The following is a 17,684-nucleotide window of genomic DNA, read 5'->3' as shown; positions in this document are numbered from 1 at the left end:
CTTTTATTGTGAATCTCTCCTGCTGTTTTAACATCTCTTTTAAGCAGAGAAACCAGATTTTTTCAATATTCAGAATTTCCAGCTTTAAAAATCTTTTTAGTTTTTTTCTCCGACTCTCAAACAGGATCGGTATTGGCAGTGCTTCTGCTAATATCTCTAACTTAGCTTGCTTTAGTATTTGCCAGGTTCCAACTATCATTAACAACAGTAGATATCTGGCTCGTCCCAGTTCATTTTCTAACACTTTCTGGTATAGTTCACTTATCATTTTCGTTATTTAGGTCATATATGGTAAATATGACCTATCTTTTTTGGGAGTCTGTGTCTGTATTTTATGCTACATAAGCTTTTCAGCTTGCTTGTCCCCCTGTCAGTTGGATTATCGTTTATCAGTTGACATACAAGCATTCGATATAAAGCAACCTGAATTTGATGATAAGTTCTATCTTTTCGAGACGCTTTACACTCAACTAATCGCAGTTTAGGTTGTTCATTTTCCCAAAAAACAATTACAAAATCAATTTGCCCCCTAATCTCAAATTCTCCCAGTTTTCCATGGATACCAATTTCCCGTCCATAAGCTTCTTCTCCGACTGACAAATTTGTTAACTTTTCAACAAAGTCATTCCAATTAGTTGATTTGTCTTCCTCAGAATTCTGCTCTATTTGGGTTAAATCTACTAATCCTTGTTTTTTAAGTGATTTCTCCCATTCATCCTCTCTTTTTCGACCTTCTACTTCTAAAACTGGGTCTAAAGAGGTTGAAAAAATCAACTCAGAAAAAGGAATATCTTTTTTGGCAAGTTCATAATTTTTGTACTTTAACTTGAAACGGCGATCGCATGATTGATAACGAATATATTCAGCAATGTCAGTAGCTCTAACAAATGGCATTGTCATTTGAGCTTCTTGGTTCTCCATATTTTCGTCGGGCATATTCGTAGATTTCTTGAATGTTTGTATTATAATTCACTAAAATTTGTCATTTTACAACACTTTAGAGGAGATATTTTCTCTATTTCCCCGTCCTCCTTCTTTTTTACCTGATAAATATCCCACCGCAATTGCAGATTCAGCCAGAAATCGGGTGAGTTGCCGAAGAACTTTGCCAGACGGAGTGCCGTGCTGGGGGTAATGCCTCGTCGGGCATTGACTAGCTCGTTGACTCGCTGGTAAGGAACGTGAAGTCTTAAAGCCAGCTCTCGCTGTGTCAGGTTCATCGGTTCCAGAAAATCATCAAGGAGAACTTCTCCTGGATGGCTGGGGGCGCGATGGGTTGGTACTCGGATCATCTTTCACCTCAATGGTAGTCCACTATCTCTACTTGAGAAGGTCCGCTTTCTGTCCAAACGAAACAGATGCGGTACTGGTCGTTGATTCGGATGCTGTACTGCCCCTTCCTATCTCCTCGGAGTGCCTCCAACTTATTCCCTGGTGGAATTCGGAGATGGTTTCTTGACTAGGTGCGCTTGTGCCACCTAGCAAAAGTGAGGGAATGGCCGCTAAAAAAGGAGATATTTTTATATTAAACAAGCAAGGGGAAATATCAGGTATTCCAGGAAGAATAATTTCCAAATAAATTGGTAGAATCGGCTGATTTCGCTTTTATCTTCTAAATTTACTCCGCGACTACGCCACCAAAGAAGAAGAAGTAGGAGCAGATGGGCGACAATGGCCAGAGGAGAATTAATTCCCGTTATTCCCAAGAGACCGACGACAATCATACCTGCATAACATAGAGAAATTGTCAAGAGGGAAATTGTTAAGATTTTTTCTGAGCCGAGCAGCAGGGTAAAAGTGGTAATTTGGTAAATGCGATCGCCTTCTAGGTCAGGAACATCCTTGAAAATAGCGATCGCAACAGTGAAAACGAGAACAAAAGCTGTTAAAACCCAAATCGAGGGATAGATAGACTGATTTTGATTAATAACTGTGTTGTAGTGCAGAAAAAGACCTAAATTAACGATGACACCCCGGACGGTAAAAATACAGAGGGCTGCCCAGAGGGGAAAGCGTTTTAAACGCACTGGTGGCAAAGAATAGGCAGTACCGATGAGTAAACTAATCCCCACGGTGATTAACAGCCAAAAACCACCGATAAAAGCCAGTATGATTGCTAAAATACCGCTAAAACCCACGATTAACCCGCCTGTCAACCGAGAAAATTCGCCCTTGGCTAGGGGAAGCTGGGGTTTATTGATTTTATCGATGTCGATGTCTTCCAACTGATTTAAACCGACGATATAGACATTACCAGCAAGACAAGCGACCCAAGTGAGCAATAAAACCGGCCAATGGCTAAAAAAATCGCTAATATTGCCCAAAGCAATTAAATACAGACTTAAAACACTTAAAGAAGTGCCGATAATCGTATGGGGACGGGAAAATTTCCAGAGACTCCCTAACCGGTGGAGAAAGTTAGGCCGGGGATGGTTAACTGGAAGAAAAGGAGCTTGATTCATCAGACCTCTTGTAAAAATCAAAAATTGTCGTGGTTGGTGAGGAGTCAGTGGTCAGTAGTCGGGCGTCAGGAGAATTAAGAATGAATAATAATCAATTAAATGGTCTATTTAGATATTTTATGCGACTTAATCCTTATTTTTGACGTTTTTAAACCCTCAAAAATCAATTATGCAAGAGGTCGATCAAAAAAAATCAATCCGAGGACAAGTAATCTGTTAAAATGATAATCCAGACTCAAACCCTGTGGAGAGGTGGCAGAGTGGTTGAATGCGGCAGACTCGAAATCTGCTTTAGGGTAACACCTAACGTGGGTTCAAATCCCACCCTCTCCGTTGAACTGATAATTTAGTGCTGTCCTTCTCAGCCATAATTTTTGGTCAACTGTCTTAAGAGATAGAGCGTTGTCCTGGGTGGTTGGCGACTACTTAACTAAATTTAGACCACAAAAATCGACCCTGATTGTTAAGAGCAAAAGCTTTTCCACTCTCCCCCACTTCTTCACTTTTTCATTGCCAGGGTCAACCCATCACCAATAGGAATAATACTGATATTTACCCGTTCATCCTGCTGAATTTTGGCATTAAGTGAACGGATAATTTTGGTGCGATTATCGGTGCTATCGGCCGCCGCTACTCGTCCCGACCAAAAAACATTATCGATGGCGATAATTCCGCCGCTTCTGACCAATTGTAACGCCCGTTCGTAGTAGGGATCATAATTACTTTTATCGGCATCGATAAAGACAAAATCAAAACTATTACTTTCTCCCCCGGCGATTAATTGATCTAAAGTCTCCAGGGCCGGGGCAATTCTTAAATCGATTTTATCAGCGACACCGGCCTGCTGCCAATAACGACGGGCTATACTGGTATATTCTTCGCTCAGATCACAGGCGATGAGCTTGCCTTCTGGGGGTAAAGCTAAGGCCACCACTAGAGAACTATAACCAGTAAAAACCCCTATTTCTAGGGCTTTTTTCGCCCCGATCACCTGTACCAAAAAAGCCATAAACTGACCTTGTTCGGGGGCAATCTGCATGACCGCCAGGGGTTGAGAGGCAGTTTCTTGACGTAATTGAGCTAAAATCGGAGATTCTCGCAGACAGATAGATTGATAATAGGAGTAAAATTGTTGATCGAGTCCAAGAGTTTGATTAGCCATAAAAAAATTGCTAAAGGATAGAGTTATCGAGTAAAATTCTGGGTAATCTGAAGCTAGAGAGACCGTATTGGTTAACCAAAAAGGAAGACTTGGCAGGAAGCAAATCATGATGAAACCCGACTCGGATCATCTCTTTAACGAAGATAGCGAACAGTTGTTAGAGAGTTTAGAAGACAAAGACGCCGACGGTAATGAGGCTCTAGACGAACTCAGCTTTTTATTGGAGCAGAGTCCCTCTCCAGCAGCCAGATCTGGGGACTCTCTTAGCCAAACCCCGTCTTCCTTGACCTCGGAAAGGGAATTAGAGGAACTGTTTGGCGATAGCATCAATTGGAAAGATGCCCCGACTAATAATCTTTATTCTACCCGTGAGCCGGCTGCCAAGGCGGAACTAGAAGATGGGGATGATCTCGCATCTCTGCTGCTAGAAGATGCAGCAGTTCCAGACTCAGAAGCAATTATAGCCATCAGCCACCCTAATTTTTACGACAGCCTCGAAGACTTAGAAGCTTTTCTGGAAAAACCCACGCCACCGGCGCAACCGCCACTACCAGACATCTTTGAATCCCTAGAGGTCCTTCTCTGGGAATCCCCAGCAGTGGACCCGGTGGCGGCGGTGGAACCTCTGACAGGGTTAGAATCACTGGAAATTGCCCCAGAAAGCCTCCTAGAGGATGAATTCAAGGATTTAGAAAAACTCCTCGAAGAAACCAATCAGGTGATGGCAGCAAATCCGGCGGCCAGTGTCAGTTCACCAGTCGGGTCAAAAAACCTGCGTCCCCTTGTCAGTAAAGCTTTTGAACAGACGATGCGGGTGCCGATCAAACAATTGGATAACCTCAGCAATCTGATCGGGGAACTGGTGGTTAAACGCAATCGCCTGGAAGAGGAACAGGATCGCCTGCGTCTCTTTTTAGATAATTTGCTAACCTGCGTCCAACATCTGGGGGATGTGGGCATTCGGATGCAGGATCTCTATGAAAGAAGCCTCCTAGAAGGGGCTTTACTGGCTAGTCGCAATTACGGTGGTGCCATCGGTTACGGTAGAGTTCAGGGAGAAAATCAGGGGGATTCGGCCATGGACGGTCAACTAGATGCCCTAGAGATCGACCGTTTTACCGATTTCCATTTATTATCCCAAGAGATGATCGAATTGATCGTACGAGTGCGAGAATCGGCCTCTGATCTTCAATTTGTCGTCGATGAAACCGATCAGGTGACGCACAGTCTGCGACAGGCCACCACTCAACTACAGGAAGGGATGACCAAATCGCGCATGGTTCCCTTTAGTCAAACTGCCGATCGCCTACCCCGGGCAATTCGGGATATTTCCCTGAAACTCGATAAACAAGCCAAATTAAAAGTGGAAGGGGGTGATGTTCTCATCGATAAGATGATCCTCGAACATCTCAATAGTCCCATGACCCATTTGGTCAACAATGCGATCACCCACGGCATTGAATCACCCCAAGAACGCCTGGCCAAAGGGAAACCCGCCCTCGGTACCATCTCTGTGGGGGCATTCCTACAGGGTAATCAAACCGTGATCACCGTTAGTGATGATGGGGCCGGTATTGATGCTGATCAGGTGAAAGGCAAGGCGATCAAAAAAGGCCTGATCGGCGCTCAGGAAGCTGAACACCTCAGTCCCCAAGAAGTCTATGAACTCCTCTTTCACCCCGGTTTTAGTACCAAAGATCAGGCCGATGATTTTTCCGGTCGTGGGGTGGGTTTAGATGTGGTGCGGACCAGTTTAATCGATGTGCGCGGGACCGTTACTATTGACTCGGTACTGGGCAAAGGAAGCACTTTTACGCTCCGTTTACCCCTAACCCTGACTATCTGTAAGGCCCTCTGTTGTGTTAGTAATCATGCGCGCATCGGTTTCTCTATGGACGGAGTGGAAGATATGAAGGATTTCCGGGCCAGCGAGATGCAAATCGATCGGGAGGGACGGCGCTGCGTTTTCTGGCAAAATACTTTACTACCCTTCCAACCCTTGAGCGAATTGCTTTCCTACAATCGGCAACTAAGTCGCGGTAGTTTTTATACTGGCAAACAGGAGGAAGACTCTTTTTCGATCGTGATCCTGCGCGGTGGTAATAATCTCCTCGCAGTACAGGTGGATCAAGTGATCGGTGAACTGGAAATCGTCATCAAACAGATCGAAGGACCGATTCCGAAAACGGCTGGGATTGCTGGGGCGACGGTTTTGGGGGATGGTACGGTGATGCCGATCGGCGATGTGTTAGAGTTAATTGACATCGCCAGGGGTCGTCTGCGTACCGATAACGGTGGTCTTTGGCGCCAACCTGTCCCTCCCGTAGCGGTGGAAACTAGCCAAAAATCGGAGGCTATGGTTCTGATTGTCGATGATTCGATTACTGTCCTGGAATTGCTCTCTTTAAGCTTTAGTAAAGCCGGTTATCGTGTGGAACAGGCCCGGGATGGTCAAGAAGCTTGGGAAAAATTACGCAGCGGTTTGCCCTGTGATATCGTTTTCTGCGATATCGAGATGCCCCGCATGAATGGCCTAGAATTACTCTATAATTTGCGAAAAGACCCCCGATTAGCGTCGATTCCCGTGGCTTTATTGACTTCCCGAGGAGCGGAACGTCATCGTCAGGTGGCGGCGACATTAGGAGCTAGTGGTTATTTTACCAAGCCCTACACGGAAAGAGATTTACTCTCGGCGGCTGAAAGAATGATTGCGGGGGAAGTGTTACTAGCTAATAGTATTAAAGCGACTTCTAATCGGTCTTTATCCACGGATACAACGATGATTGACAGTAATCCCGCTAATTTCTTTGCACAATCGACTCCTCGGGTCTTGATTGTCGATGATTCGGTAACGGCGCGGGAAATGTTAGCGATTTCTTTGGTTAAAGCTGGTTATCGCATTGAAAAGGCCCGAGACGGTTTAGAAGCATGGGAAAAATTACGGGCTGGATTAGCTTGTGATCTGATTCTCTGCGATCTGGAAATGCCTCGCCTGAATGGGTTAGAATTGCTCTCTCGTCTGCAAGAGGATGAACAACTTCAGGGGATACCAGTAGCGATGATTACCTCGCGAGGATCCCAAAAAATGCAGCATCTCGCCGCCGCTAAAGGGGCAAAAGGTTATTTTGTCAAGCCCTATATTGAGGAGGTGTTACTGTCGGCAGCCCAACGTTTAATCGCTGGTGAGGTATTAATCCAGAAGGACAGTCCCGTGGATTAGCTTGGGTTAACTTGCTAATTTGAATTTGTTTTCTGAAAAATAATTAAATGTTGTTGGGGCAAAGTCTCGATGATTTCTTCTGGCACTAAACCAACAGCGGCCATTTCTTTTTCTACCTGTCTGCGGGTCATTTTATGAAGGGCTTTGATGGGAATCAGGGGATTTTCTCGACGGTATTCTACTAATACCACCCTACCATCGGGTTTTAAGGATTTGACCAGATTCTCCATCATCTCGCGGGGAGAGGAAAACTCGTGATAAGCATCGACCATTAAAGCTAAATTGATCGCATTTATAGGCAATTTGGGATCGGTTTCTGTGGCGAGAATTGTGGTGACATTCTTCACTTGATTTTCCTCGGCTAAAAAATCAATTGCCCCTAACATTTCCGGTTGCACATCGACAGCGAAAACTTGTTCTACTAAATTCGCCATAGGAAAACTCAAATAACCTGTCCCCGCGCCGATATCTGCCACTAGGTCTGTGGGTTTTAAATGTAGTGCGGTGATCAGATCATCGGGTTTTTCCGTGAAACGGCGACTAGGACGTTCTAACCATAACATTTCTTGGTGTCCCATGACTTTAGCGATTTCCCGTCCTAGATAAAATTTACCGATACCATCGCGACTATGAAGCGATCGAATCTGATAATATTCCCCTTGCGCTAAAACTGAAGCATCGTAGGTAAAATTTAATAATCCGAAACCGCAAAAAACCACTATTAGAAACGAGACAATTAAGAAAAATTTTTGCTTAAACAGCATCGGGATTAAAAACGGTGGGCTAGAAAAAATAAATTCCCCGTCCGGGACAGGGAAAAAATCCGTCTTGATCAACAAAACAATTAATCCAAAAATCCCATTAAAGTTTCGGGATCATCGATTTCATTGGAAGCAACGGGACGATTACCCATGACTGTATAAGTTTCGCTAATGTGCAGATGACTGAGAGCGATCGGACGATTGCCAGAAATCGCTAGAGTGCTACTGACTTCCATACCACTAGAGCCGACAGGACGCAATCCACCGACGGAAGAATAGGTACTAACCACTTTCAGGTGGCTAACTTCCACGGGACGGCCCCCTGGTAACATTTCATCTTCCGTGAAGTGAAGATGGCTAGTACCAACAGGACGATTTTCGGGTAAGCGATGTTCAGGTTGATAGAATTTTAAGGCTTTGGAAGCCGATTCAGCGTTGTTTTTCACCGAAAGGGCGACCACTTCTTTATCCTTGGCGGTTTTAGCTGTACTAGCTTTACCGCGTGTGCTGGTCTTTTCTTCTGTGGTTGCTGGGGTTTGAGTCCCGTTCGTTTCTAGATTTTCCACCGTCATAACCTGATACTCCTTTCCGTTAATAGCTTCGGGGAAACGATAAGATTTAAGTTTAGGGTATTCTCGAAGACTTTTAATCTTTTTTTAAAATCCTCTCTAATATTAAGATACATCTTTCTTTCCCAAAACCCTATCAGTGTTGGTAATTTGATTGATAATTTATTTTGCCTGTTCTCTACACCTAGCCGCTAATGACCGCTTTTCAACTACAAGCACCCTTTCAACCCACCGGGGATCAACCGGCAGCGATCGATAAATTAGTAGATTCCCTGCAAAACCAGCATCGTTTCCAAACCCTCTTGGGGGCAACTGGCACCGGCAAAACCTTCACCATTGCCGCTGTGATCGAGAAAATCGGCAGGCCTACCCTTGTCCTGGCCCATAATAAGACCCTGGCGGCCCAATTATGCAACGAATTGCGGCAATTTTTCCCCAATAACGCCGTGGAATACTTTATCAGCTATTACGACTATTATCAACCGGAGGCTTATATTCCCGTCAGCGATACCTACATCGAAAAGAGTTCTTCAATTAATGATGAGATCGATATGCTGCGCCATTCAGCCACGCGCTCGCTGTTTGAACGCAGGGATGTGATCGTAGTCGCTTCCATTAGTTGTATTTATGGTTTGGGAATGCCCGCGGAATACCTGAAAGCGGCGATTTCCTTAACAGTTGGTCAAGAGTTCGACCAAAGGCAATTATTACGGGCCTTGGTGTCAGTGCAGTACAATCGCAATGATTTAGAGTTAACTCGCGGTCGTTTTCGTCTGAAGGGCGATATTTTGGAAATTGTTCCCGCTTACGAGGATCGGGTGATTAAAATTGATTTTTTTGGCGATGAGATTGAAAGTATTCGTTATCTCGATCCCCTGACGGGGGAAGTTTTGCAAAAATTAGAGCGAATTAGTATTTATCCGGCCCGTCACTTTGTTACCCCGGAGGAACGTTTAGAGGTGGCCTGTCGGGATATTAAAACCGAGTTAGATAACCGTTTATTGGAGTTAGAAAAAGCGGGCAAATTACTGGAAGCGCAACGTTTGGATCAGCGGACTCGTTATGATTTAGAAATGTTGCAGGAAGTGGGTTATTGTAATGGCGTGGAAAATTATTCGCGGCATTTAGCGGGTAGGTTAGCGGGGGAACCGCCGGAATGTTTGGTGGATTATTTTCCTCAAGATTGGTTATTAGTTATCGATGAGTCTCATGTCAGTGTGCCGCAAATTCGTGGGATGTATAATGGCGATCAATCACGAAAAAAAGTTTTGATCGATCACGGGTTTCGTTTACCCAGTGCTGCGGATAATCGTCCTTTGAAGTCGGAAGAATTTTGGCAGAAAGTTAATCAATGTATTTTTGTTTCGGCTACTCCAGGAGATTGGGAATTAGAACAGTCAGAAAATCGCATTGTTGAGCAAATTATCCGACCGACGGGAGTTTTAGACCCAGAGATTTTTGTGCGACCAACCGAGGGACAAGTGGATGATTTATTAGGGGAAATTAAGGAGCGAGTGCGGTTAAATGAACGGGTTTTGATTACCACTTTAACTAAACGCATGGCGGAAGATTTAACCGAATACTTACAAGAAAGGGGAATTAAAGTTAGATATCTACATTCGGAAATTCAATCAATTCAACGGATTGAAATTATTCAAGACCTGCGAGAAGGGGTCTTTGACGTGCTGATCGGGGTGAATTTGCTTCGCGAGGGGTTAGACCTGCCGGAAGTGTCTTTAGTGGCGATTTTAGACGCAGATAAGGAAGGATTTTTAAGGGCTACCCGCTCTTTAATTCAAACTATCGGCCGGGCCGCTCGTCATATTCGCGGTCAGGCAATTCTTTACGGAGATAATCTCACTGATAGTATGATTAATGCGATCAAAGAAACTAAGAGACGGCGCGCTATTCAACAGGAATATAACCAAAAACATGGGATTATTCCGCAACCGATTGTTAAAAGGTCGAGTAATTCAATTTTGGCTTTTCTGGATATTTCTCGTCGTCTAAATTCCCAACAATTAGAGCAGGTTTGTGAGAATATAGAAGAACTTTCTTTAGAACAAATTCCCGAGTTAATTCAACAACTAGAAGCGCAAATGAAAGAAGCGGCGAAAAATCTAGAATTCGAGTCAGCGGCTAAATATCGTGATCGGATTAAGCAATTACGAGATAAGTTATTAAATCATCTTAGATAAACCTATGACTAGATTTATTCATGACCAGTTTGCTAAAGATTATCTCGAAGAATTATTATCTTCTCTGGGAGAAGTAAAATCGGCACGGGTTGTACGAGGAGAAGTACGAGAAATCGATGTCTGGTTTTCACCCCAGATGCTCGATAATAATCCGAGAGAACTGCTAGGATTACTGGGAAAAATGGCGATTAATCCCTGTTTATTTGAACCCTTTCGCAATCCTGTCACCGCTACAGAAATTAGAACTTGTCTGTTAAAACTATTGGAAGTGGAAGGGGAAATTAATCGTCAAGCAAATCGTCAGAAAACGAATCTTAACGATGGGGAAATCCCCCGTCTCTGGATTTTGACTCCCAGTGCTTCCTCGCAACTGTTAGGAGGATTCGGAGCTAAATTAGATGAGGAGAATTGGGGGGAAGGTATCTATTTTTTGGCTCCCTCTTTACGCACGGCAATCACCGTTATCCATCAATTACCCCCAACAGAAGCAACTCTCTGGTTAAGAATTTTAGGCCGGGGAAAAGTACAAGCAAGGGCGATCGATGAGCTAGAATCGTTACCAGAGGATCATCCTTTTCGGGTAAATGCTCTAGAATTATTATTAAACTTGAGAACTTCTTTAACTAACGATCAAGAGCTTGAACAGGAGGACAGAGAGTTAATTATGAGATTATCACCTTTATACACTTCCCGTCTTCAGGAAGAACTGGATGCTGGCCGTCAACAGGGTCTTCAACAGGGTCTTCAACAGGGTCTTCAACAGGGTCTTCAACAGGGTCTTCAACAGGGTCTTCAACAGGGTCTTCAACAGGGAGAACGTCTGGTGGTAGAAAATTTATTGAAAGCTCGTTTTGGTAATTTAGACCCAGATTTGTCCGTAATCATCGAGCGCATTTTATTATTACCAGTGGAGGAGTTTACCCCTTTAATAATTAATTTATCTCGCACAGAATTAATTGCCCACTTTTCTAATTAAAAGCATAACTCAATCCTTTGATGATACTGGATTTGAAAATTGGTTGATTAACCAGAGCAGGCAATTTTCTGGGCAAATTCGGGGATATTGAGGATCGTTCTGGAAGCAGCATCAGCTTTTTGCTAATTTGTGGGCAATTAGCGGCAATTTAACTCTGATGGCCTGAGAATAACTTTTCTAAAGCTTCCTTCAAGGTTGGTTCCATGACAATTTTATTTTGATAAGCAACTGTTACTCTAGCGATTGTTGGGACACTATTTTGGTCTGCCACTAGATACAAAGGTTCTACATAAAGCAGCGATTGTTCAATGGGAATAATTAATAGGTGTCCTTGCAAAACTTTAGAACCGTCCCGATTCCAAAGAGAAATCTGTTGAGAAATATCTGGATCTTGGTTAATTAAAGCCTCAATTTGATTCGGCCCGTACACTAACCTTTGTTTAGGAAATTGATAGAGCAATAACTTACCATACTCTCTATCGTCTGAACGCGCCGCTAACCAAGCGATTAAATTTTGCCGACTAGAGGGAGTATAGGGATGGAGGAGAATAAATTCTTCTTTGTCGGCATCGGGCAGTTTCATGATTAAATAATAGGGTGATACAGCCTGGGGTTCCGTGCCGTAAATTTCTAGGGGAATTTCCCATTGATCCTCCCGATTATAAAATACCTGTGGATCGGTCATGTGATAGGTTAATAATCTTTCTGCTTGGGTGCTAAATAAATCTTCGGGATAACGGATATGACTGCGGAGAGTTTTCGGCATTTCCGCTAAAGATTTAAAGAGATGAGGAAAGATTTTATTCCACGTCTGAATAATTGGATCATTTTCATCGGCAACATAGAAATTCACTGTTCCATGATAGGCATCCACTACCACTTTGACCGAATTGCGAATATAGTTAAATTTATCCTTACCCGGGTCAGAATAGGGATAGCGATCGCTGATAGTATAAGCATCAATAATCCAATGTAATTTACTACTACTATCGCCCACATCTGCCGCTACTAAATAGGGGTTGCGATCATAATTTAAAAAAGGGGCAATAGTTTGCACGCGATTTTGGATATCACGACGCATTAATAGGCGAGTTTCGGGAGTAAAATCTTGGCTAAATAACATTTGCCAATCCCGCAGATAAAGGGCAAATAGCCAACGTCTCCACCCCGTCCCCACTAGGATTCCTCCCTTACCATCGTAGGTATTATAGACATTTCCATCCCCGCTAGGAAAATCCAATTCTTCTACGGTGGTGGGAGTCATCACATAATTATTAGTTAATTCCCCGTAGTAAATGCGGGGTTTACCAATGGGAATACTATAATCAATTAATTCGCTAGAGGTTTGTAGGGCTCCTTCGTCTTTATTTGTGCCGATATCTTTGACAAAATAGTAGGGTAAACCCCCGGCAGCAACTAAATTAACCGGGGAAAGAGTGAACCCATAACCATGGGTATAAACTAGATGTTTATTCACCCAAGTGTTAGCAGAAGTGGGAACCGCACTATAATCTAATTCTCTAGCGGCAATAATTGTCTGTTGTTTTTCAGATATTTGACGTTCCTCGATTTTTTCAGGCAATCCTACTCGTACCCGATAGCGATCAATATCGGCATCGGGGAATTTATAATATAAGCGAAATTGCTGTAATTGTCGGTTAGTTTCTAGCAGTGGTTTGGTGTCCCAAAGACGAATATTATCGATAGTTAGATGATTTCTCTCTAAAACTTCGGCATTTAATTCGGCCTGTGGATCGAAAACTTGGGCATCAATTCTATCTAAGTAAAAAGCCGCTCTTGTGGATTGAATACTTCTTTCGATATAGGGTCTTTCTCTCACTAATTCATTCGGTTGTACGACAGTTCTTTGTAATCCTCCACTGATAATTGCGCCACTTATCCAAACAATTAAATAGAGAAATACAGGAACTAAGTAGGGGGAAAATACCAACTTTTTCTTGGCAGTTTTGTATAACTTGCGACGGTCTTTTTTACCAAATAATGCTTTTTCTCCTAACCATATAGAGGTTATTCCTGCAATAATTCCCAGAATAATTTCAATAAATTGACCAACATGAACATCGATATAACCTGCACCATAAACTACTCCTTCCGGAGAATAAAGTAGCAGGTAACGCTGAATAATATGGTGTAATACTAGCAGCCCCATTAACCCACTCCACAGGGCGTATAAATGACGCAGTTGCAGACGAGAAAACCCCGGAAAAGTTCCCAGAGAAAGACTATCACCCGAAAAAAGATAGGTTAAAATAACAGCAAAAAGAGTATATATTCCCACACCAGTGAGCCATAATTCTAGTAACTGCCACAGGGGTAATTGAAAGATGTAAAAACCTAAATCATTCCCGTATTGAGGATCGTTAATATTGAAAGGAACACCATAAAAATATTTTAAAAAATTCGCCCACTGCCCAGCAATAATAAAAGATAGCATGACAGTGAATACTATAGATATTATTCGCAAAAAATACTCGGTTTTAATTAATAATCCCAAGACTAAAAGAGCGATGATTACCCCTTGCCAAAGATTGCTGGAAATATCGGTTAATACTTGCCTAATCCAAACTATTTCCAGAGGAGAACTTAGGGAAGAACTAAGATTAGGGAGATTAAAATCTGGTGTCCAGAGACTGAGGGCTAGTTTACTGTAATACAATAACATTGACCCAATCCAAGCTCCAATTCCCGTTGTGATAATCAAAAGACCGAGTAAATTAATACTAGGAGATTGAGGACTAAGAGGATAACTATCTTCTTTGGGTTTTTGCCAACGAAAACGCTGGGCTAAACGTAAATTAGTAAAAATAAAGAGTAGAGAAAGAATCGCACTTCCCCAACCTAATCCTAGTTGCCAAGATAATTGTTTCAGGAAAGTGTTTAAATAACCCATCTCGGTAAACCAGAGGCTATTGGCCATCACTAACACCCCCAACTCCCCGATCACAAGGCAGCCGAGAAACAGTAAAATAGGTTTAGCGATCGAGCTTCGGTTATGTCTGATCAGCATGGATAAAGTGATAAGGGAGAGTCTTTTTTCATTCTAGCGAATTTAGCTTCTCCCTGCTGCTTTTTCTTAATTTAAAGATAAACTTAAGAAACTATAGCCGGTTTAGGGCGATAACTTTGCTTAAAGTCAGCAATTTTCGGCAGTTTTAGCTAGGATTAGCAGACTGGAGTATTTCCCGAAAAATCCTGCGTCGATAGGAAGGAGATTCATTACTCATATTCCATAAAGTTTCGTAGAAAAAGAAAGAAACGCCAAAATTTTGTTGTCTCGATTTTTCCACTTGTTGAGTAATATTAACCATCGGAATCGGACGACCTTTTAAACCAGATAAAATCCCAATAGCCACGGGGATAGATTCTCTAGCTTGCTGTAATTCTGGTTGGGATAATTCCCAGTCAAAGGCGTTCATATCAGTTCGATACACTTGTATTATTAACTCATCAATCAAGTTTTTTTCTTGCCATTTTTGCCAATCTAAAAGATAGGATTCTAGGGAGAAAGTGTAGGGATTAGGAGATAGGGAAATAATCGCTGTAGGTTGGCGCTTTTTAATCGTCTGGGCTAAACTATTCATATAGTCAGTAATTTTATCGGCCCGCCATTGAATCCATGCTTTATCTTGGTAATCTTGCGGTGGTAATTGTCCCGAATGTTCCCTTTGATAGAGTTTAATTGTGGTTTCATCATAGCCAAAATCGGCGGGATAACCAAAATGATCATCAAACTGAATTCCTTCTATATCGTAGTTAGTAATAATCTCGCTGACTAAATCGGTAATAAAGTTTTGTACTTGTGGATGTAAGGGATTTAACCACACCCGTTGATGAACTTTTCCTTCCCACCAAATCACGCTTTTATCCTGTCTTTGGGTTAACCAATCGGGATGTCGTTTGGCTAATTCTGAATCCGCAGGAGCCATAAAACCAAATTCAAACCAAGGAATAATTCTTAATTTTTTCCGATGACCTTGGCTAATTATTTCCTTTAAAAAGTTGCGATTTTTTAAAGATTCATGGGGATCGATCGCTCGTCCCGTCACTTTTTCTGCTACCTTAGAAGGATAGAGTGTATAACCCCAATTCCAGACCGTGGGATAAATTGTATTAAAATTTAAATCAGCCAACCTATCAACGGCATCTTTTAGGGTTTGCGGTTTAAATAATACCTCACTATCGATATTAGTTAACCAAACTCCACGAATTTCCGGTTTTTCTTGGGGTTGATTGGTCGATTGTGCCGGATAATTAAAGGTTATCGTCATGATACAAGCAAAGATAATTAAAAATATTACCCAGCTTATTTTTCCGTATCTTTGACTATAAATCACTAAACTATCGGCGAAATTATTAAAGGTTTTACTGATTTTATTCATAATGGGAAGTGGGGAGACTTTACAGTTATCAGTTCACTGATAACTGATAACTGATAACTGATAACTGATAATAACTAAATTATCTCTCTAAATTGCGAGGATCTAGAGAATCGCGTAAACCATCACCGAGTAAATTAAAAGCTAAAACGGTGAGAATAATTAACAAAGCAGGTGGCCAAATTAACCAGGGTTGTAGAACAATAATTGAGGCATTGGTAGCCAAAGAAAGCATATTTCCCCAACTAGGATCCGGTTGTTGAATTCCCAAACCAATTAAACTTAAAACCGATTCGGCCACGATAAACCCCGGCACAGCTAACGTAGCAGAAATAATGATATAACTGGCAGTTTGGGGCAGTACATGACGCAGAATAATATAAAGGGGTTTTGCTCCCATAGCTTTAGCGGCCTGAATAAATTCCTGTTCTTTCAGGGATAAAACTTGACCGCGAATTACCCGCGCTAATCCCGACCAACTGATAAAAGAAGTAATCAGGACGATTAATAAAAAGCGCTGGGTGCTGGTTAATCCTGCGGGTAAAACCGCTGCTAGGGCTACGAGTAAATAGATGCCGGGGATAGTCATTAAAACTTCCACAAAACGCATTAAAATCGCATCTAACCAGCCGCCAAAATAGCCAGAAACGCCACCGACAAATAAACCGATAGGGAAAGAAATTAAAATCCCGACCAAACCGATAAATAAACTAATTCTGCCCCCGAAAATCAAGCGACTAAAACTATCGCGTCCCGATTCGTCAGTTCCCAATATATTGATTCTACCATCACCGATGACCCCGAACAGATGGCGATCAAAAGGGATACCGGGGAATAAAGTTACTTCCTCCCATTTTGGCGGCAAAGGTAGGCGAATTTGACCGAAATTATAGGTTTCACCCTTAACCAAGAGACGTAGCGGCAAGGGGTTGTTAAAATCTCTCATTAGCTTCCGCTCACCAGTTTCTATATTAATAGCACTTTGAGTGGTGGGATAGACGTGGGGGCCAATCCACTCACCCTTGTTACTTCCCGACTGCGAGCGCCAAAAGATTTGGGTGGGAGGGAGGAGAGACTGACCGGGTTGGGAGGAGTAGGGAGAGTAGGGAGCGACAAAATCCGCCGCCATTACGCTTAAATAGAAGATTAACAGTAAAACTGCTCCCCAACGGGCGAGAGGATTATCTTTGAGTTTGTGCCACCAGTCCATAGGCGATGAGGTCAATAGGAGAGTTAATCTTTATTTTGTCAGTTTGATTGCTACAATTTATCATACCAACAAAAAAGCTGTCTAATGTTTATCAATCCCCTTGTTTATGAGAAATCTTCTGTCTATCGTCAAGATTTTGAGACAGCGCAACCGTTTAAGCATTTGGTCATCGATAATTTTTTAGTTGGGGAGCAAGCGCAAATTTTGCTGGAAAATTTTCCCAGTTTTAATCCGCAAAAAGCCATTAGTGAGTTAGGAAAAGTTGGCGGGAAGGCGGTTAATGAGGATTTAATCGGTTTGGGGGGTGTTTATCAACAGTTTGGCCGCTACGTTCAATCTCAAGAGTTTTTAGAGTTAATTTCCCAATTAACCGGTATCGATAATTTAATTCCAGATCCTAGTTTTTATGGGGGTGGAACCCATGAAAATTTACACGGTCAAGAATTAGACCCTCACATTGATTTTAACCTTGATGAACGTCGCTGGTATCATCGCCGCTTGAATTTATTAATCTATTTAAATACCCAATGGCAAGCAGATTGGGGGGGGAATCTAGAGTTACATTCCAATCCTCGTCAACCAGAAGAAAATAGAATTAAATCCTTTGTACCTATTTTTAATCGTTGGCTTCGTTATAAAACCATTGAACATTCATGGCATGGATCTTCTCAGATTAACTTACCTGAAACTCAACGGCATTTATCCCGGAAATCGCTTTCTATGTATCTC

13 protein-coding genes, 1 tRNA gene and 2 pseudogenes are annotated in these 17,684 nt (G+C 42.4%); 5 read left to right on the top strand and 11 right to left on the bottom strand.

What is annotated here, in order from left to right; all coding sequences use genetic code 11:
* The 5 genes and pseudogenes from IQ242_RS25745 to IQ242_RS02935 form a co-directional block, all read right to left on the bottom strand.
* Nucleotides 1-244, bottom strand: a pseudogene (locus IQ242_RS25745) (transposase); the annotation flags it as partial.
* Nucleotides 245-282: 38 nt separating this feature from the next.
* On the bottom strand, nt 283-936 hold the full coding sequence (locus IQ242_RS02950) for a PD-(D/E)XK nuclease family protein (RefSeq protein ID WP_193958982.1): 654 nt from the start codon (nt 934-936) through the stop codon (nt 283-285).
* 26 nt (nt 937-962) lie between these two features.
* Complete coding sequence (locus IQ242_RS02945) at nt 963-1,292, bottom strand: HigA family addiction module antitoxin (protein ID WP_193958981.1); 330 nt, start codon at nt 1,290-1,292, stop codon at nt 963-965.
* An 8-nt stretch (nt 1,293-1,300) separates the two neighbouring features.
* Nucleotides 1,301-1,447, bottom strand: a pseudogene (locus IQ242_RS02940) (type II toxin-antitoxin system RelE/ParE family toxin); the annotation flags it as partial.
* Nucleotides 1,448-1,520: 73 nt separating this feature from the next.
* A complete protein-coding gene (locus tag IQ242_RS02935) occupies nt 1,521-2,462 on the bottom strand; it encodes a homogentisate phytyltransferase (protein ID WP_149985848.1) in 942 nt (313 codons plus the stop codon).
* Between the two features lie 246 nt (nt 2,463-2,708).
* Between IQ242_RS02935 and IQ242_RS02930 the strand changes: the two genes are divergently transcribed.
* A tRNA-Ser gene (locus IQ242_RS02930) sits at nt 2,709-2,795 on the top strand.
* 166 nt (nt 2,796-2,961) lie between these two features.
* Here the strand turns inward: IQ242_RS02930 and IQ242_RS02925 are convergent.
* Nucleotides 2,962-3,624, bottom strand: coding sequence for a class I SAM-dependent methyltransferase (locus IQ242_RS02925; RefSeq protein ID WP_193958980.1), 663 nt, complete (start codon nt 3,622-3,624; stop codon nt 2,962-2,964).
* A gap of 106 nt (nt 3,625-3,730) precedes the next feature.
* On the opposite strand from IQ242_RS02925, the gene IQ242_RS02920 reads away from it, so the two are divergent.
* A complete protein-coding gene (locus tag IQ242_RS02920) occupies nt 3,731-6,844 on the top strand; it encodes a hybrid sensor histidine kinase/response regulator (protein WP_193958979.1) in 3,114 nt (1,037 codons plus the stop codon).
* A gap of 14 nt (nt 6,845-6,858) precedes the next feature.
* Here IQ242_RS02920 and IQ242_RS02915 read toward each other — a convergent pair whose 3' ends face one another.
* Together IQ242_RS02915 and IQ242_RS02910 are read right to left on the bottom strand one after the other, a co-directional pair.
* Nucleotides 6,859-7,608, bottom strand: coding sequence for a class I SAM-dependent methyltransferase (locus IQ242_RS02915; RefSeq protein WP_193958983.1), 750 nt, complete (start codon nt 7,606-7,608; stop codon nt 6,859-6,861).
* An 80-nt stretch (nt 7,609-7,688) separates the two neighbouring features.
* Entirely contained in the window at nt 7,689-8,177 is a 489-nt protein-coding gene (locus IQ242_RS02910) for a hypothetical protein (RefSeq protein WP_193958978.1), read from the bottom strand.
* Nucleotides 8,178-8,368: 191 nt separating this feature from the next.
* Between IQ242_RS02910 and uvrB the strand changes: the two genes are divergently transcribed.
* Nucleotides 8,369-10,372: an excinuclease ABC subunit UvrB gene (uvrB, locus tag IQ242_RS02905; protein WP_193958977.1), complete on the top strand. Its 2,004-nt coding sequence runs from the start codon at nt 8,369-8,371 to the stop codon at nt 10,370-10,372.
* 4 nt (nt 10,373-10,376) lie between these two features.
* Complete coding sequence (locus IQ242_RS02900) at nt 10,377-11,348, top strand: flagellar assembly protein H (RefSeq protein WP_193958976.1); 972 nt, start codon at nt 10,377-10,379, stop codon at nt 11,346-11,348.
* Nucleotides 11,349-11,496: 148 nt separating this feature from the next.
* On the opposite strand, the gene IQ242_RS02895 is transcribed toward IQ242_RS02900, so the two are convergent.
* The 3 genes from IQ242_RS02895 to IQ242_RS02885 form a co-directional block, all read right to left on the bottom strand.
* Complete coding sequence (locus IQ242_RS02895) at nt 11,497-14,376, bottom strand: UPF0182 family protein (protein ID WP_193958975.1); 2,880 nt, start codon at nt 14,374-14,376, stop codon at nt 11,497-11,499.
* Nucleotides 14,377-14,521: 145 nt separating this feature from the next.
* On the bottom strand, nt 14,522-15,748 hold the full coding sequence (locus IQ242_RS02890) for a glycoside hydrolase family 10 protein (RefSeq protein WP_193958974.1): 1,227 nt from the start codon (nt 15,746-15,748) through the stop codon (nt 14,522-14,524).
* Between the two features lie 79 nt (nt 15,749-15,827).
* Nucleotides 15,828-16,955 carry an ABC transporter permease gene (locus IQ242_RS02885; protein WP_193958973.1) on the bottom strand — a complete coding sequence of 376 codons (1,128 nt, stop codon included), beginning with the start codon at nt 16,953-16,955 and terminating at the stop codon, nt 15,828-15,830.
* Between the two features lie 84 nt (nt 16,956-17,039).
* Here IQ242_RS02885 and IQ242_RS02880 point away from each other — a divergent pair.
* A partial coding sequence (locus tag IQ242_RS02880; protein WP_193958972.1) for a 2OG-Fe(II) oxygenase occupies nt 17,040-17,684 on the top strand: 645 nt, incomplete at its 3' end.

The sequence above is a fragment of the Microcystis sp. LEGE 08355 genome, from assembly GCF_015207185.1.
Lineage (GTDB): Bacteria > Cyanobacteriota > Cyanobacteriia > Cyanobacteriales > Microcystaceae > Microcystis > Microcystis panniformis.
Note: the sequence above shows the minus strand (reverse complement) of the source record. Positions and strands in the feature narration are given on the sequence as shown.